At 62.0% G+C, this 19,341-nt stretch carries 20 protein-coding genes, 1 tRNA gene and 1 riboswitch; of the genes, 6 read left to right on the plus strand and 15 right to left on the minus strand.

The window, feature by feature from the left end; genetic code table 11:
* Positions 1–75: 75 nt before the first annotated feature.
* The 8 genes from KY465_RS09290 to KY465_RS09325 all read right to left on the minus strand — a co-directional run bounded on the left by KY465_RS09290 (position 76) and on the right by KY465_RS09325 (position 7,691).
* Complete coding sequence (locus KY465_RS09290; RefSeq protein ID WP_219201380.1) at positions 76–810, minus strand: ABC transporter ATP-binding protein; 735 nt, start codon at positions 808–810, stop codon at positions 76–78.
* On the minus strand, positions 807–1,787 hold the full coding sequence (locus tag KY465_RS09295; protein ID WP_219201381.1) for a branched-chain amino acid ABC transporter permease: 981 nt from the start codon (positions 1,785–1,787) through the stop codon (positions 807–809). Before KY465_RS09295 ends, KY465_RS09290 begins: the two co-directional genes overlap by 4 nt.
* Positions 1,784–2,662 (minus strand): branched-chain amino acid ABC transporter permease, encoded by an 879-nt coding sequence (locus tag KY465_RS09300; protein WP_219201382.1) that lies wholly within the window; start codon positions 2,660–2,662, stop codon positions 1,784–1,786. The genes KY465_RS09295 and KY465_RS09300 overlap by 4 nt, the downstream gene beginning before the upstream one ends.
* 8 nt (positions 2,663–2,670) lie before the next feature.
* Positions 2,671–3,501 carry a polysaccharide deacetylase family protein gene (locus KY465_RS09305; protein WP_255561542.1) on the minus strand — a complete coding sequence of 277 codons (831 nt, stop codon included), beginning with the start codon at positions 3,499–3,501 and terminating at the stop codon, positions 2,671–2,673.
* A gap of 13 nt (positions 3,502–3,514) precedes the next feature.
* A complete protein-coding gene (locus tag KY465_RS09310; protein ID WP_219201383.1) occupies positions 3,515–4,660 on the minus strand; it encodes a C45 family autoproteolytic acyltransferase/hydrolase in 1,146 nt (381 codons plus the stop codon).
* A gap of 88 nt (positions 4,661–4,748) precedes the next feature.
* Positions 4,749–5,972, minus strand: coding sequence for an amino acid ABC transporter substrate-binding protein (locus KY465_RS09315; RefSeq protein ID WP_219201384.1), 1,224 nt, complete (start codon positions 5,970–5,972; stop codon positions 4,749–4,751).
* A gap of 28 nt (positions 5,973–6,000) precedes the next feature.
* Positions 6,001–6,750 carry an ABC transporter ATP-binding protein gene (locus tag KY465_RS09320; RefSeq protein ID WP_255561544.1) on the minus strand — a complete coding sequence of 250 codons (750 nt, stop codon included), beginning with the start codon at positions 6,748–6,750 and terminating at the stop codon, positions 6,001–6,003.
* A 125-nt stretch (positions 6,751–6,875) separates the two neighbouring features.
* Complete coding sequence (locus KY465_RS09325; protein WP_219201385.1) at positions 6,876–7,691, minus strand: IclR family transcriptional regulator; 816 nt, start codon at positions 7,689–7,691, stop codon at positions 6,876–6,878.
* Positions 7,692–7,773: 82 nt separating this feature from the next.
* Between KY465_RS09325 and KY465_RS09330 the strand changes: the two genes are divergently transcribed.
* Complete coding sequence (locus KY465_RS09330; protein WP_219201386.1) at positions 7,774–8,931, plus strand: M20/M25/M40 family metallo-hydrolase; 1,158 nt, start codon at positions 7,774–7,776, stop codon at positions 8,929–8,931.
* Positions 8,932–8,985: 54 nt separating this feature from the next.
* Here the strand turns inward: KY465_RS09330 and KY465_RS09335 are convergent.
* A tRNA-Gly gene (locus KY465_RS09335) sits at positions 8,986–9,059 on the minus strand.
* Between the two features lie 189 nt (positions 9,060–9,248).
* Between KY465_RS09335 and KY465_RS09340 the strand changes: the two genes are divergently transcribed.
* Positions 9,249–9,563, plus strand: a complete 315-nt coding sequence (locus tag KY465_RS09340; protein WP_219201387.1) for a hypothetical protein — start codon at positions 9,249–9,251, stop codon at positions 9,561–9,563.
* Positions 9,564–9,573: 10 nt separating this feature from the next.
* The gene (locus KY465_RS09345; protein ID WP_219201388.1) at positions 9,574–10,716 is read left to right on the plus strand and encodes a sugar-transfer associated ATP-grasp domain-containing protein; all 1,143 of its coding nucleotides are present in this window, start codon (positions 9,574–9,576) and stop codon (positions 10,714–10,716) included.
* A gap of 18 nt (positions 10,717–10,734) precedes the next feature.
* Here KY465_RS09345 and KY465_RS09350 read toward each other — a convergent pair whose 3' ends face one another.
* Complete coding sequence (locus tag KY465_RS09350; RefSeq protein ID WP_219201389.1) at positions 10,735–11,835, minus strand: 2'-deoxycytidine 5'-triphosphate deaminase; 1,101 nt, start codon at positions 11,833–11,835, stop codon at positions 10,735–10,737.
* Between the two features lie 95 nt (positions 11,836–11,930).
* A riboswitch (SAM riboswitch) is annotated at positions 11,931–12,008 on the plus strand.
* Positions 12,009–12,052: 44 nt separating this feature from the next.
* Here KY465_RS09350 and KY465_RS09355 point away from each other — a divergent pair.
* Positions 12,053–13,234, plus strand: coding sequence for an O-succinylhomoserine sulfhydrylase (locus tag KY465_RS09355; protein WP_219201390.1), 1,182 nt, complete (start codon positions 12,053–12,055; stop codon positions 13,232–13,234).
* On the opposite strand, the gene KY465_RS09360 is transcribed toward KY465_RS09355, so the two are convergent.
* Positions 13,223–13,846, minus strand: a complete 624-nt coding sequence (locus KY465_RS09360) for a CDP-alcohol phosphatidyltransferase family protein (protein WP_219201391.1) — start codon at positions 13,844–13,846, stop codon at positions 13,223–13,225. The genes KY465_RS09355 and KY465_RS09360 overlap by 12 nt on opposite strands.
* Before the next feature lie 255 nt (positions 13,847–14,101).
* Here KY465_RS09360 and apaG point away from each other — a divergent pair, with 255 nt between their 5' ends.
* Positions 14,102–14,494, plus strand: coding sequence for a Co2+/Mg2+ efflux protein ApaG (apaG, locus tag KY465_RS09365; RefSeq protein ID WP_219201392.1), 393 nt, complete (start codon positions 14,102–14,104; stop codon positions 14,492–14,494).
* On the opposite strand, the gene KY465_RS09370 is transcribed toward apaG, so the two are convergent.
* From KY465_RS09370 to KY465_RS09385, 4 genes are all read right to left on the minus strand, one after another.
* Complete coding sequence (locus KY465_RS09370) at positions 14,495–14,893, minus strand: (R)-mandelonitrile lyase (RefSeq protein ID WP_219201393.1); 399 nt, start codon at positions 14,891–14,893, stop codon at positions 14,495–14,497.
* A 47-nt stretch (positions 14,894–14,940) separates the two neighbouring features.
* Positions 14,941–15,939: an Hsp33 family molecular chaperone gene (locus tag KY465_RS09375; RefSeq protein ID WP_219201394.1), complete on the minus strand. Its 999-nt coding sequence runs from the start codon at positions 15,937–15,939 to the stop codon at positions 14,941–14,943.
* A gap of 114 nt (positions 15,940–16,053) precedes the next feature.
* Complete coding sequence (gene argF, locus KY465_RS09380) at positions 16,054–16,980, minus strand: ornithine carbamoyltransferase (protein WP_219201395.1); 927 nt, start codon at positions 16,978–16,980, stop codon at positions 16,054–16,056.
* A gap of 17 nt (positions 16,981–16,997) precedes the next feature.
* Entirely contained in the window at positions 16,998–18,191 is a 1,194-nt protein-coding gene (locus tag KY465_RS09385) for an aspartate aminotransferase family protein (RefSeq protein WP_219201396.1), read from the minus strand.
* A gap of 555 nt (positions 18,192–18,746) precedes the next feature.
* Between KY465_RS09385 and KY465_RS09390 the strand changes: the two genes are divergently transcribed.
* Positions 18,747–19,265: a GcrA family cell cycle regulator gene (locus KY465_RS09390; RefSeq protein ID WP_219201397.1), complete on the plus strand. Its 519-nt coding sequence runs from the start codon at positions 18,747–18,749 to the stop codon at positions 19,263–19,265.
* Positions 19,266–19,341 lie beyond the last annotated feature (76 nt).

Here is a 19,341-nt window from a genome sequence, read left to right on the forward strand (position 1 = left end):
GAGGCTGGTCTGGTGCCGGATGACGCCGCGTATCGGGACTGTCAGGCTGGATATCCTACCGCGCAGCATGTCGTCTCAGTTGCCGTCTTCGACGGGCGTTCCCAGATAGGCGGCGATGACCTTGGGATTGTTGACCACCTCGCGCGGTGTTCCCTCGGCGATCTTGCGTCCGGCATCGATGACGATGATGCGGTCGCAAATGCTGGTCACCGCCCGCATATCGTGTTCAACCAGCCAGACGGTGGTGCCACGCTCGCGCACATTACGCAGGCATTGCACCATTTCCTCGGTTTCGGTGGGATTGAGGCCAGCACACGGCTCGTCGGCCAGCAACAGCTTTGGCCGCGTCGCCACGGCGCGGGCAATCTCCAGCTTGCGCAGCGCGCCCACCGTCAGACCTTCCGCTGTCCGGTCGGCGAGCTCGGTGATGCCGGCAATGGACAGGGCCTCATCCGTCACGATGTCAAAATTGGTGCGCTCCGGCTTACCGAACATGGCGCCGACACGCACATTCTCGCGCACTGTCAGGGCCGGGAATGGCTTGGAAATCTGAAAGGCGCGAGCGATACCTGCCTGGTTGCGCCGATAGGTCGGCAGCGAAGCCAGATCCCTGTCGAAAAAACGAATCTCGCCGCTGGTCAGCGCATAGTAGCCGGTGATCAGGTTGAACAAGGTCGACTTGCCGGCGCCGTTGGGTCCGATGAGACCGTAGATGGCGCCTTCCGGGATGTCGAACTCGACGTCTTCGATCGCCGTCAGTCCGCGGAACTTCTTGGTAACCGCACGGCCTGATAAAATTGTCTTGCTCATGACTGCACCTTCGCGGCGGGCTCTGCCTTGCTGGCGCTGGCGCGCCTTTTCGGGCGCAGCGCTCCGAGTATGCCTCCCGGCATGATCAGGATGATGGCCACCACGATCACGCCGGTGATCAGGAGGTGGATGTCGAGGAAGCCGGAGAGCAGCACCTGCGTCAGCAACAGCATCACCGCCGTGCCAATGACGGGGCCGAACAGCGTGCCGATGCCGCCGATCAGACAGAACACGATCATGTTCAGCGAGAAGTCGAGCCGGAACACGCTGGAGGTGGTGAAGTAGCCAACCGTGTAGCCGTAGACGGCGCCAAGAAGTCCGACGAGGACCGCCGACATCACGAAGGCGGCGATCTTGTAGCGCTCGGTGGCCACGCCAAGCATCATTGCCGTATCCTCGTCCTCGCGGATCGCCAGCAACGCATAACCGAAACGAGAATGGCGCACCCAGAACGAGACCGCCAGACACAAGATCAGCAACCCTGCGAAGAGATAGTAGAAAAACTGCTCCGGCGGCATGCCTTGCGGGACGGGTGCTGCGAGAAACACGCCGACGCCCCCCTGGAACCAGGAAATGTTGGTGACCAGTTCACCGACCACCTGACCGACGCCCAGCATCGCAATGGCGAAATAGATGCCGCGCAACCGCAGGATCGGATAGGCGAGGATAGCTGCAAACAGGCCGCAGATCAGTCCCGACAGCAAGACGGGAACAACCATTGACCATGGCCCGGATCCGAACGGGCCGAGATGGGTGACAAGATGCGCCGAGGCGAAGGCGCCGATGCCGATGAAGACGGTGTGACCGAAGCTCCAATAGCCGGTGTATCCGCCCAGAATGTTCCAGGCCGTGGCGAGCGCCGCGGAGAAGAAGAAGAGCTGGACAACACGGGTGTAAAAAGGTGGCATCCAGAGCGGCAACACCGCAATGACAATGAGGGCGGCCAGTGCTGCAATGATGGCAAGGGACCGGTTCATCGGCTTTCCCCGAAAGCATTGCCCAAAAGTCCGTTCGGGCGGAGAAGGAGCATCAAAACAAGCACCAGGAACATTGCCGCCTGGGTCAGTGACGGACCGATATACTGAGCGGTGTAAGCATTGATGAGCCCGAGCAGGATACCGCCGACCAGAGCCCCGGCGGGGCTTCCGATGCCTCCGAGCACCACCACGATGAACGCGTTCAGGGTCCAGGCGACCTCGCTGGCGGGCGTGAAGGGCTGGACAATGCCGATGATCGCACCGGATGCACCGGCCAAGGCGGCGCTGATGCCGAAGGTCAGGCCATGCAGGCGTTGCACGTTAAGGCCGGAAAGCTCCGCTGCCAGCGGCTGCTGCGCCGTGGCGCGGACGGCACGGCCGAAATGCGTCTTGGCGAGCACCAGCGCCAGCAGCAACAGCAGAACGAGGCTCGCGCCAAGCGCCACCACGCGCACCACATCGATCTGCAGGGGTCCGAAGGTCAGGCTGCTGAAACTGTAGCTCGGAGTGATCGAATGCGCGTCGGGACCGAAGGTCAACTGCATCAGATTGCGCCCGATCATCGCCACCCCGAAGGTCACGACCAGGGAGGCCACCAGAGAAGCACGCGAAATTGCCCAGTGGATGACCGTGCGCTGATAAATATAGCCAACCGCAAACAGCACGATGCCGACCGGCAGCATGGCCAGCAGCGGGTCGAGCCCGAACTCGTTGTAGAGCACCAGCGCGCCGAACGCGCCGGCCACGACGAAGATGCCATGCGTCAGATTGACGATGCCGAGGACGCCGAAGATCAGCGAAAACCCCACTGCGGCGAGCGAATAGAGCCCGCCGAGCACCAGTCCGTTCAACGTGGTTTGAAGGAAAAGAAACATTTCGGATCCTACGCGCCTTCCAGCCCGGCCCAGGCCGATGCCACTTCCGATCCGGTGGCAAACCAGACATCCGGGTGACGCCGCACGAAGGCGATGAATTCACGCAGCATGGCCAGCCGCGATGGCCGGCCGATGATTTGCGGATGGGTGACGATATTGACGAGTCCGCCCCAGCGATAGATTTCGCTGAACTCTTCCTTCCAGACGCTCAGAATGTGTTCATTGGTGAAAATCGGGCGCGGAGTCTTGATCGCGAAAAGAGCGTAGGGCGCGTCGTCGAGACTCCAGTGCCATGGCAGTTCGACCGGGCCGCGTGAGCCGTCATCGAGCGTATGGCGATAGGGGCTGATATGGTCCATCAGCGAACTGTCATAAAGGAAGCCGTATTCCTGCAGCAGGCCGATCATGTTCCCGGACGTCTCGCCGGCCGGAGAGCGGTAGCCTTTCGGCTTGACGCCAACGGTCCTTTGCAAGGACTCCAGCCCTTTCTCGAGTGCCTCGCGTTCCTTGTCCGGATAGTCCGGATCGATCCATTCATGCAGATAGCCATGATGCCCGATTTCATGTCCGCCGGCGGCAATGGCTTCCATCCGGTCCTGGTACTTGTCGGCCGTCCACCCGGGCACGAAGAAGGTCCCCTTCAAATCCTCTTCCCGCAGCAGTTCCAGTATTTTCGGCACCCCTGTCCTGGCGCCATAAATGCCCTGCGACAGCACCCCGGGACGCCGCGCATTGTCCGGATCCCGCGACAGCCAAAGTGTTTCCGCATCGAAATCGAAGGTCAGCATGACGGCGCAGCGCGCGCCATTCGGCCAGGAGATGGGTGTCATGTCGTCCATGGAAAAACTCCTCTCAAGCGGCGTCGGAACGGACGGCGCCAGGTTCGAGTGGGAAAGCCTGCAACTCGGCCTCGCAAGGGGGCCCGTCCGTGGCGTACAGCACGCGCTCGTTGAGATCGATGACGATTGCCGCCACAGTGATCACGCGCTTGGCACGCGGCAGCGCTTCATCGGCGTGGCGGCATACGGCGGCCGGCCAGGAGAAATGATCGGTGATCGCTGCCTTGATCTCGGGCAGACCGATCTTGCCAATGTCGCGGCGCAGGTGACGATCGACCCGTGCACCGCGATACAGCGAATTGGGAGCGATACGCTCCATCTCCGATGTGGTGCGGTTTTCGCGAACCAGGTGATTGGCATGCACGACAAGACCATCGGTGGGATGGATATAGGCACAGTGACGCGGCGTGGCCTCGATATCGATGATCTCGCCGTCGGCGTGGCCGATCAGGAAGTTGCTGGACGCCGTACGATCGGTCTGCACGATCGGCAACAGGGCCTGGTCAAAGCGCCAGGCATCGAGAATTTCGCGGCAGCGAACATGGAAGGGCTTGCGCATGCCGGTGGTGCCATCCTCACCGCTGACCAGACCGTTGACGCAAAGTCCGATCCCGGCGGCATTGACGCCCATTTTGGAGCCGACAATGCCGGCCTCGCTGAAGCCGATGAAATCCGGCTTGCCATTGCCTGGCGCGCCGCCGCGCGTCACCCGCTGAATAAATGTGCGGCCCCTGACCTGCTGCAGCCAGTCCCAGTTCTGGCACAGCAGCGTGTGGCCCGAGGCGGACGCTTCCGGCATCAGGCCAAATGAGGTGCAGCCTTCCTGCTCGAGCTTCTGGTTGACCGCCGATGCTTCCGAACCGAAGGCCAGATAGGTGATTTCGTAGCGCGCATTGAGCATTGCCACTTCGACCAGCGGAATATTGGAGGCTTCGGCAATTCCCTCCATCTCCTCGGCATATTCGACGTTCTCGCGGCGGATGCAGCCCAGCCACGCCTCGGCCTGCTGCATGACATCGGAACGGCTGGCGCCGGCTTCGGCAAAGCGCGCCAGATAGGTTTCGACATTGGCCCGGACGGCATCGGCCAGGCTTTCGCCATGCACCCGACCGCGCTCGCGCGGATCGGGACCGAGTTCGAGAATGGGCAAGGCGCTCATGCAAAGACCTTTTCAGGGCGGATGGTATCGCCGGGTGGGCATTGGTGGAGCTGCCGGCGGCCAAGGCCGCCGGCAGGGGATCGTGGGGTCAGGCCCGTTCTTCCCAGGTCGGGGCCGGGTAGATCGGCTCGGCCGACGCGCCTTCGGCCGGCGCGATGACTTCCATCTCGCCGTCCTGGCGCTGGATGAGAAGCGGACCAAGCAATGCCGCATCGCCGTCGCCATCCTCGGTGAAGCGGATCTGGCCATAGAAGCACTCGAAGTCGAGGGCCGCCAGGGCATCGCGAACCGCGCCCACCTCAAGCGTGCCGGCATTCTTTGCCGCCTGCACGTAGGACACGATGCACGCCGCGCCGCTGGCCATGTGATAGGTCAGTTCGCGTTCGAAGTTTGCGTTGTAGTACTTGGCGAAGTCCGCTGCCGACCCGAAGTAATCGCCGGAATAGGGCGCGCGCTCGGACCAGTAGGCCTGGGTGACGACACCGTTGGCGTAGTTGCCGAGCGCATCGCGGTAGCCGGCCGTCTGCGGGCCGAGCGTCTGGTAGAGCATCGGCACATTGGTGTTGGTCGCCACCATCTGCCGGGCGATCAGGATCGAGGGCTCGTCATGGGTGGTGCAGACCAGCACGTCCGGCGTGTTTTCACGGATCGTTGTCAGGACGTTGGAGACATCGTTGACCTGGGCCGGCAGGGCGATGAAATCAAGCACCTTGATCCCAGCCTCTTCCAGGCTGGTGCGCGCGCCCTCGGCCTGGAACTTCGAGAAGGCGTTGTTGGTATAGAGGATGCTGACCGTCTCCACCTTCGGATCAAGCGAGGTGAACATGTTGACCGAAGAGACGAACTGTTTCGAAGCGCGCGGGAAGATGCCGAACACGCGCTCGCGGCCCTGGGTGAAGATCAGGTCGGAGCCACCGCCAGCCTGAACCATGATGCGTCCGGCCGCCTCGGTGATGGCGCATGTCGGCAGCACGATGCTCGAACCGAAAGAGCCGAGGAAGAAGTCGATGCCTTCATCGACCTGACTCTGAATGAGGGTGGTGGCACGGGAGGGGTCGCTGGCATCGTCGAAAAGGTTCAGCGCCAGCTGGTACTTTTCGCCGCCGATCTCGGCGCCTCCCATTTCCTCATTGATGTACTTCACGGCACAGCGATAACCGTTGAGAACGTTGAGCCCGGTCTCTGCTGCTCCGCCGGTCATCGGTATGGAGCCGCCGAAGGTGATGGTGTTGTCCTGTGCGAATGCCATGCGTGGCAGGGTGGAGCTCAGAGCGAGCGCACCGCTTGTTGCGAGAAAATTGCGTCTGTCCATGTGTATTCTCCCCTTGATCGGGCCGGCGTCAGGCCAGCCCCAGATAGGCTTCCTTCACTTTCGGATCGTCGAGGAGTCTGCGCCCCTCTCCCTGTTGGACGATCCGACCTTTTTCGAGCACGTAGGCGTAGTCCGCGATGGCCAGCGTCTGGTGCACGTTCTGTTCGACGAGTAGAACGCTGATGCCGTCCTCGTTCAGGCGTTTGACGAGCGAGAAGATCGAACCGACCAGGATCGGGCTCAGGCCCAGCGACGGCTCGTCAAGGATCAGCAAGCGCGGCATGGTCATCAGCCCGCGTCCGATTGCCAGCATCTGCTGCTCGCCGCCCGAAAGAGAGCCGGCATTTTGCTGGCGCCGCTCGCGGAGACGGGGAAACAGGTCAAAGACGCGCTCGATGTTCTGCTTGCAGGCCGTGCGCGCTCGCGCCACATGCCCGGCGAGCAGAAGGTTTTCGTGAACACTGAGATGCTGGAAGACCAGCCTTCCTTCCGGGACCAGGGCCAGGCCGCGGTCAACGATCTGGTGCGCCGGCATGCCGGTAATGTCGTGCCCGTCGAAAGAGACCCGGCCGCTGCGCGGCCTGAGCGCGCCGGCGATCATCTTGACGCTGGTGCTCTTGCCGGCGCCGTTGCCACCGATCAGCGCTGCGATACCGCCGCGGGGAATATCCAGCGTGCAATCTTCGACAGCACCCATCCCGGCATAGTCATAGGAAAGCCCCTCCACGCGCAGCAGAGAATTGTCGCTCGCCTCAGCCGGGGTGCCGGTAGAAGTCATTCCATCTCCGTTCGTATTGCACATCGATACGATCGCACTGCAATTTATGATAGGGCGGCGGTTATCGCGCTGTCAAGCGGCTGGTTTGTCGCTCGGTTTCGGGAACTGGTTGTTCTCGACGGTCTTCAGGACTGTCGAAGTCCGGCCGCGGCGGCGGAAACCAGAGGTCCGGCGCGCGATACGAATTCATCGGGTTGCCATTCGGCGAGAGAACCGGCCACATGGATCGCCCCAACCGGTCGCCCGGCCCCATCGAGCACGGCCGCGGCGACCGCGATCTCGCCCACCAGCACCTCTTCAATAGCCAGCGAATAGCCGCTCGCCCGTACCGCTTCGACATGGCGCAGAATGTCGTCGATCTGTGTCGTCGTGTGCGGCGTCAGCTTGCGCCGGTTCGAGCGTTGCAGCAGGTCAAGCACCTCGTCATCCGGCAAATGACTGAGGACCGCACGGCCACCGGAGGTGCAGTAAGTCGGCACCCGCCGGCCGATCAGATGGGCATAGAAAGTGTCCCGCTTGCTTTGCATTCGAATGACGTAAAGCATTGACAAATCATCGAAAAGACTGAGATCAACGCGCTCCTTAACCGTTCTGCGCAGATCGGCGATGATCGGCACGGCACGATGCACGAGCGGGTTGGAGCGCAAATAGTCGAAGGACCGCTCGAGCAGCTTGCGGCCCGGCACGACGCCCCCGGGACCCTTCTCCAGATAACCCAGCTGCACGAAGGTGTGGACAAGCCGCTGCACGCCGCTCTTGTCGAGCTGGGTCAGGGTTGCAATCCGCGCCAGGGACATGGGCTCTGGGTGATCGGCGAATGCCTCCAGCACGCTCATCCCCCGCGCAAGAGCATCGACGAATAGACGATCGCCCGCCCCCGCAGCGCTCTTCTTCGTACTCGTCTGCGGTGTCGACGGGGTGCCTTCCTCCCTTGGTGCCATTGTCGTCTCCCTGCGTTTGACGAGGCTGTGATGCTCATTGTACGCTACCAACGATTTGTACACATTGCAGAGCGATACGCAAATGCCGAAAATTTCCTCCAGAACGCTGTTCAACGCCCGCGATTTGCCTTTTGACAGCGGAGCCATGGCCGCAGATCTCAAGCGCTGGGTCGATCAGGAAAGTCCCACCTACGATGCTGATGCCGTCAACCGCATGATGGACGTCGCCAGCCGCGATCTGGCCATGCTCGGTGCCGATCTGCAACGTCTCCCCGGGCACGGGGGCTATGGCGACTGCGTCAAGGCCACCTTGCCGCATAGCCGGCGTGGCGCGCCGGGCATCCTGGTTCTCGGGCACATGGATACGGTTCACCCGGTCGGCACCATCGCGCATTTCCCTTTCCGCGAGGAGAAAGATCGATGCTACGGCCCCGGCATCCTCGACATGAAGGCCGGAAATTTTCTTTCGCTTGAGGCCATCCGGCAGTTGCAGCGCGCCGGAATTGATACGCCGCTTCCCATCACGGTGATGTTTACCAGCGACGAGGAGGTCGGCAGCCCGAGCACGCGGGCGCTGATCGAGGCGGAAGCGCGCAGACATCGCTTTGTTCTGGTGCCGGAACCGGCGCGGCGTAATGGTGGCGTCGTTACCGGGCGGTACGCCATTGCCCGCTTTCGCATCACCACGGTGGGGCAGCCCAGCCATGCCGGCTTGCGCTTGTCGGAAGGCGTCTCCGCCATCCGAGAGATGGCGCAACAGATCATCGCCATCGAAGCCATGACCGACAAGGAGAGCGGCTTCAGCGTTGGAGTGGTCCGGGGCGGCGAATGGGCCAATTGCGTGGCAACCACGTGCCATGCCGAAGTGCTCGTGTCGGCCACGACCCATGCGGTGCTTGAGCGTGCGATCGAACGCATGCATGGCTTGAAGCCGAAGGGCGCCGGCTCGATGGTCAAGGTCGAGCAGAGCGTCGTGCGGCCGGTCTGGGAAAAAACAGCGGCCTCCTGGGCGGTCTATGAAACGGCCAAGGGACTGGCGGCGGATCTCGGTTTCGATCTCCCCTTCGAGGTTTCAGGTGGTGGTTCGGATGGCAATTTCACCGGTGCCCTCGGCGTGCCAACGCTGGACGGGCTGGGGGCGCGCGGGGACGGGCCGCACACGCTGGAAGAGCATATCGTCACCGAAAGCCTTGCCGAACGCGGGCGCCTGATGGCGGCGCTGCTGGCAACCTTGGACTGAGGCAGAGGCGCTGCGACATTGTCGCGGCAATCCACAAATTTTTCAGGAGCTGGCTGGAGCGGGTGAAGGGAATCGAACCCTCGTCGTCAGCTTGGGAAGCTGCTGCTCTACCATTGAGCTACACCCGCGTGTCGCCTCGATACCACGGCCCGTGCACGGACGGCAATCGCTAACGGTGCGGGACTGCACCGGACAGACTGCCTATGCAGACGCCCCGTTTTTTAGCGCGAGATAACCGCGCTGCCGGCCATTAGTGGACACATCCGCGCGATCGGCTAGATTGCCGTTCGAGGGCGAGATAAATGAGGACGGCTATCATGCGGCTTACGGCGCTTGCGGTCACCAGCGTAATGTCGATGCTTGTTTCGGTTCCACATTCGTCCGCGGACGGAACACCCGGCGTTGTACTGGCCGGAGAACGGATCGGCGACATCATCGAACGATGGCACATGTTCAGCGAATTGTGTCAAGGCGGCTCAGGCGATGATCCCGCAACGCTGAAAGCCTGCGAAGGACGTAGCATGATCTCCCAGCAACTTGAAGGAATGGGCTACTGCCTCGGCAAGGAGCACCAGTCACGCTCGCAGCATCGCTGGCATCGCTGCGGAGCAGGTTCGATCAGAAGCATGTGAAGGCGAAGCGGTGAACTCGCGGCAGTTGAAGAGCGCGCTGCGCACGACACGGGGGCGACTGCGGGCCTGGAGAATAAGGTTGCGGCACCACCGGCGAGCGCGCCGGACCGTCCGCCAGATCGACATGCTGCAGGCGGCGAAGCCCCTGCTTCGTGACCCGCAGTATCAGGATTTTCTAAAGGATATCGACCGGTACTGGCGAGCGCATTTCGGCCACGAGGTCACCCGGGTCTGGCATCTGGCATTTGCACGCGGAACGGGCCTTCAGGATGTCCGGTTCATCCCGGCGCAAATCTATGCGGACGCGATCTTGCCGCATTTAAACGACCTGCCTTTGCGGCCCGCATACCGCGACAAGAATCTCAGCGACGTTCTGGTGAAAACCGACAGGCGCCCGTCGACACCCTTGCGAAGGATCCAAGGCAGCTATTTCTCCGGGACGACCGTCTTGCAGCGGCAGGACATCCTTTCGCATCTGGCAGCGCTCGAGGGACGGCCATTGATCATCAAGGGCAGCCGGACCGACAATGGCGTTGGTATCCGCAGTCTGAGCATTGTGGCAGGAAAGCCGGTAATCGACGGACAGACATGCGGGCTCAGCGACCTGGAGCAGCTCTACGGCACCGACTATCTGATCCAGGAGCGGATCATCCAACACGACCAGATTGCCGCAATCCACCCGCAATCGCTGAATACGCTCAGGATCGTCACGCTGCGCTGGCAGGGTCGCATTCACAAGCTCGTCTCGTTCCTGCGTGTCGGATGCAACGGACAGGTGACCGACAATCTGTCACGCGGAGGATTGGGCTGCGGCATTGATGCCGATGGCCGCTTCCGAGAGATCGCGTTCGACTTTTGCGGCAATGGCTATCGCGCGCATCCGAATACGGGCTATGTGTTTGCCACCGCGCCGCCGGTGCCGGGCCATGCCGCCGCCTGTCAGTTCGCCTGCGATCTGCACCGCCAGGTCTTTCATTTCGATCTGATATCCTGGGATATCGCCATTTCGGCGTCTGGCGAGCCGGTCTTTCTGGAAATGAATTTTCGCGGCCCGTCCGACAGCTATCAACTGACGTCGGGGCAGCCGCTGTTCGGCGCGCTGACGGCGGAGGTGCTCGAGGCTGTCAGGGACGGCCGGCATTCGGGCTCGTAAGGCTGCACCGCAAGCGGGCTACCGGGCGGCGCGAAAATGCTTGGACAGCTTCAGCCCCTGCGCCTGGTAGTTCGAAGCCAGGCCGCTGCCATAAAGCATCTGCGGCTGCGCCTGCATATGTTCATAGACGAGGCGGCCGACGATCTGGCCATGTTCGAGGATGAACGGCACTTCGTGCGAGCGCACCTCAAGAACCGCACGGCTGCCGGTGCCGCCGGCGGGCGCATGGCCAAAACCGGGATCGAAAAAACCGGCATAATGGACGCGAAATTCTCCGACCAGCGGATCAAACGGCGTCATCTCGGCGGCATAGAGCGGCGGCACATGCACCGCCTCGCGCGAGACCAGAATGTAGAACTCATCGGGATCCAGAACCAGTTCGGCCGTGCCGGGATTGTAGAGCGGCTCCCAGAAATCCTCGATCTCGTAGGCATTCTTGCGGTCGACGTCGATCAGGGCGGTGTGATGCTTGCCGCGATAGCCGACCAGGTGTCCCGGTCCGGCGCCTTCAAGATCAATCGACAGGGCGATGCCATTGCCGGAGACATTCGGATGATCGGCGGCGATCAGGGTCTCGCTGTCGTGCAGGCGGCGCAATTCGTCCTCTTCGAGGAGACTGCCCCCGGCACGGAAACGGATCTGCGACAGGCGCGATCCGCTGCGCACGACGATCGGAAACGTGCGCGGGCTCACCTCGAGCCACAGGGGCCCGTGATAACCGGACCGGATCTGGTCGAACTCCTGCCCGAAATCGGTCAGGACACGGGTGAAGATGTCGAGCCGCCCGGTTGAACTTTTCGGATTGGTCGAGGCGGAGATCGCCTCCGGCAAAGTCAAAGCCTCGTGCAGTTCGATCATGTAGACACAACCGGTCTCGAGGACGGCGCCTTCGCTCAGATCGATGCGATGCATGGCAAGGCGCTCGAGCTTCTGGTGCACGGTGTGGTCGGGGCCGGGCAGGAAGCTGGCGCGCACCCGATGCGCGACCGCGCCCAGACGGAGATCGAGACTGGCAGGCTGCACCTGATCTTCGTCGAACGGCGTCAAACAGGCAAGCGCACCATCGGCATGAAGTTTGCGGATCGCCTCGTCGGTCAGGATACCTGTGGTTCTCGTCATGGCAGCCGCCCCCGTTTGTGTGCGCTCCCGATTATCGTGGTTCTTGTCTTGCCGACGGGGTGCATTTGACGCAAGCGCCGCCGGAGTATAAAGCCATTTTATCCCATGGTGATTTGGCCGACCGGCTTGCAGCCATGTTAAACAAGTTGCTAAAAGGTCGGGCGTTCGAGCACCGGCTGGCATCTTGGCAGCCGGTTTTTTATTGGACGCTGGAACGATGACCACACGCAAATTGAAAGCCGCAACGCAACTGGTGCATGGCGGTACGGCGCGCAGCGCCTACGGCGAGACCTCTGAAGCCCTGTATCTGACACAAGGCTTCGTCTATGACAGCGCCGAGGCCGCGGAAGCGCGTTTCAAGGGTGAAGAGCCGGGTTTCATCTACTCGCGCTACGCCAATCCGACCACCGAAATGTTCGAAAAGCGCATGTGTCTGCTCGAGGGCGCGGAAGATGCCCGCGCTACAGCCTCCGGAATGGCGGCGGTTAGCGCTGCGTTGATGTGTCAGTTGCAGGCGGGCGATCACGTTGTCTCAGCGCGCGCCCTGTTCGGCTCCTGCCGCTGGGTGGTTGAACAACTGATGCCGCGCTACGGCATCGAGGTGACGTTCGTCGACGGGCGCGATCTCAGCGCCTGGGAACAAGCGATCCGGCCGAATACGCGGGTTCTGTTCCTTGAAAGCCCGACGAACCCGACCCTCGAGGTGGTCGATATCGCCGCTGTCGCCGCGTTGTCACGACAGGCCGGTGCGACGCTCGTGGTCGACAATGTGTTTGCGACGCCACTGTGGCAGCGACCGCTGGAGCTCGGCGCCGATGTGGTCGCCTATTCGGCAACCAAACACATTGACGGCCAAGGGCGCTGCCTGGGCGGGATCATCTTGTCTTCGAAAGACTGGATCGATGAACATCTTCACGATTATTTTCGTCACACCGGCCCGTCAATGTCGCCATTCAACGCCTGGACTTTGCTCAAGGGCCTCGAGACGTTGCCTCTGCGCGTTGCGCAACAGACCACCAGTGCCGGACGCATCGCTGACATATTGGCCGATGAAGCAAAAATCGCGCGTGTCATCTATCCCGGCCGCAACGATCATCCGCAGGCGGCGATCTGCGCCCGACAGATGCAGGCCGGCTCGACCATGGTCGCATTCGAGTTGAAAGGCGGCAAAGCGGCGGCCTATGCGCTGCAGAATGCGCTGGAGATCATTCGCATTTCCAACAATCTCGGCGATGCGAAAAGCCTGATCACCCACCCGGCGACGACGACACACAAGAATCTCAGCGAGGACATTCGCACTGAGCTGGGCATCGGGCCGGGACTATTGCGCCTGTCGGTCGGTCTCGAAGATGTCGATGATCTGATCGAGGATCTGAGCGTTGCCCTGTCAAAGGTCTGAAGTGGGCTTTGCGAAGGCGCGATGCGCCAGAACGAGGCGGGCCGCTGCGGTGTAGAGGCAAATCAGCGCGAAGATGCCGGCCGTGACGGGAAAATGCTGCGGCCACAGGCAGAAAATCGCGAAAGCCAGGTAGGTTTCCGTCGCCTCCGCCAGCCCGGTGGTGAAGTAGAAGGACTTGCGTCCGCGCGCCTCGGTGCGCTGGCCGCGTTTTTCGGCAATCGCCGCATAGGCGAGGAAGCTTGCGCCATTGATGTAGAAGGCCAGCAGAAGCAGGGCGCCGGCGATCGCATTGGCCTCGGGGTCGTGCAGGATGAAGGCCAGCGGAATAACACCGTAGAACGCGAAATCGAACACGATGTCGATCAGGCCGCCAAAGTCGGTCGGACGCGTCAGCCGTGCCAGAGCGCCGTCGATCCCGTCGCCGAGGCGGCTTGCAAGCAACAGCGCAAGGCCAAGCAATGGATGGCCCAGCGCGATAAGGGCGGCCGCCGCAAGCCCGACAAGAAACGCGATCAGGGTGACGGCATTGGCGGTGATGCCGTATCGATGCAACACGGTGGCCGCGCGCGTGAGCAGCGGATCGATACGATGTTTCAAGGCGCCGTCGAGCATCTTAGTCCTTCTGCTTGCGGCCAGCGGCGTTCGTCGCAATGGCCATAGGGCCGTCGTTGCATTAGCCATAGAGCCTACGTTGCATTGGCCATAGAACGGGCGGCCGCGCGGTGCCAGCCACATTCGCGTGAGCGATGCCGTGCCTTGGCTCACGCTTGTCCTTCTTCCCTGCGGGCAAGCTTCACGAGACGGTGGCCCTTGCGTCATGATACAGGCCTCGGCTAGAGGTTTTAATCCTGTAAGCGGAAGAGTGCCATGTATCGCGCGGTCACCCGCGGCATCGAAATCACCGTCGAACCCTATTTTCTCGAGGACCAGTCAGACCCCGAGGAAGGACGCTATGTCTGGGGATATCGCATCGTCATCGTCAACCAGTCGGATGCCCTGGTGCAGTTGTGCAGCCGCTATTGGCGCATCACGGACGAAAACGGCGTGGTCGATGAGGTGCGTGGACCGGGCGTGGTCGGCGAGCAGCCGGTTCTTGGCCCTGGCGACAGCTACGAGTACAGTTCGGGATGCCCGCTTGATGCGCCCTCGGGCATGATGGTGGGCTGCTACCAGATGCAGTCAGAAGACGGCGAATTGTTCGATGTCGAAATCCCAGCATTTTCGCTGGATATTCCCGGCACCGTGCGGACCCTGAACTGATCAGGCGGCGCCGTAGTCCGCATCACTGACCGGCTCAAACCAATCGACGGTCTTGCCATCGAGCGCCTCGTGCACGGCAATATGTGTCATTGCGGTGTCCGGCCCTGCGCCATGCCAATGTTTCTCGCCCGGCGCAAAAGCGACCACGTCGCCAGGACGGATTTCCTCGATCGCGCCGCCCTCGCGCTGGGCGCGGCCGCAGCCTGCCGTGACGATCAATGTCTGGCCAAGCGGATGCGTGTGCCAGGCGGTGCGGGCGCCGGGTTCAAAGGTCACCGACATTATTGCTGCGCGGGCGGGCGCCTCCGGCTGAAACAGCGGATCCATGCGCACCGTCCCGGTGAACCATTCTGCCGGCGGATTCACTGAGGGTTGGCTGCCGCAGCGTTTGATGTCCATGGTCTGTTGCCTTTGTCTTATTCGGGCGGCGCGGTTGCCGGTCCTGTTCAGCGAGAATTCGAGAATTCCGCCGGATCGAAATCATAGGCGGTCGAGCAGAATTCGCAAACGACCGAGATGCGGCCATCCTCGGTGCTGTCACGGATTTCCTCGGCGCTGAAATTCTGCAGCACTTCGGCCAGCTTGTCGCGCGAACAGGAACACCGGTCAGCGACCGCGGTCGGCGGGAAAACGCGCACGCCATGCTCGTTGAACAACCGGTAGAGAAGCCGCTCCGAACCAACCTCGGGATCGGCCAGTTCGTCGGCCTCAATGGTTTCGACCAAAGCGCGCGCCTCGGCCCACGCATCGTCATCGGGCCGGGTGGGCACGCTCACCCCTTCGGGAACGTCGCCACCCGGAAGATCGTTCTGGCGCATGCGTTCCGGCGCGGAAGGCAAAAACTGCACGACCATGCCGCCGGCCCGCCAGCGGCGCCGTGTCTTGCCATCTGCATCGGGCGTGAACAGTTCGCCCACGGCCATGCGCAACAGGGTCGGAATTTGCTCGGACTGCCGGAAATAGGTCTCCGCCATCTCAGCGAGGCTGCCGCCGGTCATTTCGACAATGCCCTGATAGCGCTGCATGTAAGCGCCCTGGTCAATGGTAAAGGCGAGAATGCCACTGCCGAGCAACTGCGCCGGAGAGGTGTGACCCTCGGCAATCGCTGCCTCGAGCCGGGCCTCGTCATAGCGGGCATAGGCGCGCATATCGCCGGGCGTCGAAAAATCGGCGACGACGAAATCGATCGGCCCATCTCCCTTGGTCTGGGCGATCAGCTTGCCTTCGAACTTCAGGGAGGTGCCGAGAAGCACCGTCAGGGTAATCAGTTCAGCGAGCAGGCGAGCCACCGGCTCAGGATAGTCATGGCGTCCGAGTATGGTATCGAGCATCGGGCCGAGCTGAACGGCGCGACCGCGCACATCGAGCCCGGCAACCTCGAAGGGCACCACATTGTCGTCGCCGGCGAAACCGATATCGCCGAGGCTGAGATTGCTGTCTGTCATGTTGTAACCGCCGTCAGAGTGTCTGCGGGCCTATATGTCGGTCCGGGCCCATGTCATTGCAAGGGTTGCGGCCACGCTTGGCGCGGAACCGCCCCGGCGGCCCGCATAGCGACGCTAAAGATCACCAAGACACCAGCGCAGCACGGCCTTTTGCGCATGCAGGCGATTCTCAGCCTCGTCGAAAACCACCGATTGCGGACCGTCGATCACTTCATCGGTGACTTCCTCGCCGCGGTGAGCGGGCAGGCAGTGCATGAACAGCGCCTCGGGATCTGCCTGAGACATCAGGTCTTGATTGACCTGAAAAGGCTGAAAGACGTTATTTCCGCGGGCGCGGTGTTCCTGGTTCATCGAAACCCAGGTGTCGGTGATGACACAATCGGCGCCTTTGACGGCAGCCTGCGGATCTGCACCGAGCGTGACGGTGCCACCCTCGTTGCGCGCCCAGTCGATAAAGCGCTGCTCAGGCTCCGAGCCCTCCGGCACGGCGATCTGCATGTGATAGCCGAAGCGGGCGGCCCCCTCGATCAGCGAGTGCAGGACATTGTTGCCATCGCCGGTCCAGGCCAGCGTCTTGCCCTGTATCGAGCCGCGATGGTCTTCAAAGGTCAGGACATCCGCCATCACCTGACACGGATGGGTGTCATCGGTCAGCGCGTTGATCACGGGAACCGTGGCGTATTCCGCCATCTCCAACATGCGTGCATGGTCGAGGGTGCGGATCATGATCGCATCAACATAACGTGACAGGACACGCGCCGTATCGGCGATGGTCTCGGCCCGGCCGAGCTGCATTTCCGTCCCCGAGAGAAACAGCGTCTCGCCGCCAAGCTGGCGCATGCCAACATCAAAGGAAACACGTGTACGGGTGGACGGCTTTTCGAAGATCATCGCCAGCGTCTTGCCCGCCAGTGGCGCGGCTTTGGCGTGACCGCTCTCGGCCTGTTTTGCGGTCCGGGCCGCATCGATCATGCTGCGCAGATCAGCGGCGGAAACGGCCGAGAGATCGAGAAAGTGTCTGGGGTGACTGGATGTGTTCATGAGACGGGACGTCCACTTCAGTTGGTCTTGGCCATTGGAGCGATCATTTCGAGAGCCGCCTCCATACGGCGCAACGCGTCACGGGCTTCTTCAGCCGTAACCGTCAGTGGCGGCAAAAGCCGCACGACATTGTCGCCGGCCGGGACGGTGAGAAGGGATTCATTGCGGAAGGCCTGCACCATCTCGCCATTGTTGCCGACACAGCGAATGCCGAGCATAAGGCCGGTGCCGCGTATATCGGCGATGAGGCCGGGATAGCGCTCCTTCAGCGACAGCAATCCCTGCGACAACGCATTGCCGGTGGTTTGCACCTGATCGAGAAATCCATCGGCCAGTACGACGTCGAGAACGGCGTTGCCGACGGCCATGGCCAGCGGATTGCCGCCGAAAGTAGTGCCGTGCGTGCCCGGCGTCATGCCGTCTGCAGCCGCGTCCGTGGCAAGACAGGCGCCCAGGGGAAAGCCGCCGCCGATGCCCTTGGCAATTGCCATCAGGTCGGGCGTGATACCGGCCCATTCATGCGCGAACAGGCGACCGGTGCGACCGATGCCCGACTGCACCTCGTCGAGGATCAGCAGCACGCCGTGGTCATCGCAAAGAGCACGGATCTGGCGCAACACATCGGGATCGAGCGGCCGGATGCCGCCCTCGCCCTGCACCGGCTCGATGAGCACGGCTGCCGCGGTATCATCAAGGGCAGCGGTCAGGGCCTCGATGTCGCCGAACGGAACCTGATCGAACCCGACGGCCTTGGGGCCGAACCCTTCGAGATATTTCGCCTGGCCGCCGGCGGCGATGGTTGCCAGCGTACGGCCGTGGAAGGCGCCCTCCATGGTAATGATACGCACGCGCTCAGGCTGGCCGTTGACGTAAAAATGCCGCCGCGCCGTCTTGATCGCACATTCCAGAGCCTCGGCCCCGGAATTGGTAAAAAAGACGCTGTCGGCAAAGGTCGCGGCCACCAGCCGTTCGGCCAGGCGCTCCTGCCCGGGAATTTCATAAAGGTTGGACAGATGCCAGAGCTTCTGCGCCTGCCCGGTCAAGGCGGCGACGAGATGCGGATGCGCATGGCCAAGCGAGTTGACGGCGATACCGGCGGCGAAATCGAGATAGCGCGCGCCCTTTTCATCGAACAGCCAGACGCCCTCGCCGCGCTCGAAGCGCAGCGGTGTCCGGCTATAGGTCGTAAAAAGCGGCGCCGTGTTCGCCATGGTATCGTGCTCCTGTCCGGCATCCGGGCCCGGACCGCCGGTCCGGGCGTTCCCGAATTGCATTCGAAACCCGGCCTGATCAAAATCAAAAAAGCCGCCTGGCAGGCGGCGCGCCGGCACTATTTACGCATCCCCTTTCAAAGTCAACGCCGGGGCGGCCCCCAGCGACAGCTGGTTTCCTTCTCGATTTCCGGCCAAGTTTTCCCCTTCAATGGCGCTCTCTCCACCGTCCTTTGACGCAGGACCAGGCGGTGCGAGACTGATCTCAATTTCGCCAAAGAAGGCGGGCATGAAGCGCGGCATCGGCGTTTGCCTGTCGGCGAAGTGGCCTTGCCCGGTAAGTTGGGGAAAACCAAGAAATCGAATCCTGACGATTCGGCTGACTCTTGTCAGTGAGTCAAGCGGTCACTAGGTTGGTTCTCAGAGCTAGATGTCGGGGCGGACGCTAGTCACTTAAGCAGTATCAGCGTGCAACGGGTTGCGGCCTTGTCGTGATCACGAAGAATGATTCCGCCAATCCCAGATGGATTATTCGGGATGAATGGAGAAAAAAAGATGAACTGGACGGATGAACGGGTTGAAATGCTCAAAAAGCTTTGGGCAGACGGGCTGAGCGCAAGCCAGATCGCTGCACAACTTGGAGGCGTCAGCCGCAATGCCGTGATCGGCAAGGTTCATCGCCTGAACCTGCCCGGGCGCGCCAAGAGCGGTGGTCAGGCGAAAGTCCGGACCAAACGGCCGGCGGCGACGACGCCACGCGCTCCGAACTATGCGTCACGGACGACGACCCGCAGCGTTGGGCGTTCGTCGGGTGCGACCGCCCTGAAGGCCGACACGGAAGTCGTGGCCTATCAGCACATCGATACGCGTCCAGTCGAGGATGTGGTGGTGCCGATCTCGCGGCGGCTGGAACTGGTGCAATTGACGGAAAAGACCTGCAAGTGGCCAAATGGTGATCCGCTGCAGGACGACTTTCATTTCTGCGGCAATGACTCCGATGAATCCTCGCCCTATTGCGGCTATCACGCCAAGCTGGCGTTCCAACCGTCGAGCGAGCGCAAGCGCAGCCGGTAACGGCGCGCTGATCACACGCAGCATTCCGTAAGTCGTCCTGATCCGGCCCTCGCAAGAGGCGCCGGATTTTTCTTAT

This window comes from Neohoeflea coraliihabitans (assembly GCF_019334345.1).
GTDB classification, from domain to species: Bacteria; Pseudomonadota; Alphaproteobacteria; order Rhizobiales; family Rhizobiaceae; genus Pseudohoeflea; species Pseudohoeflea coraliihabitans.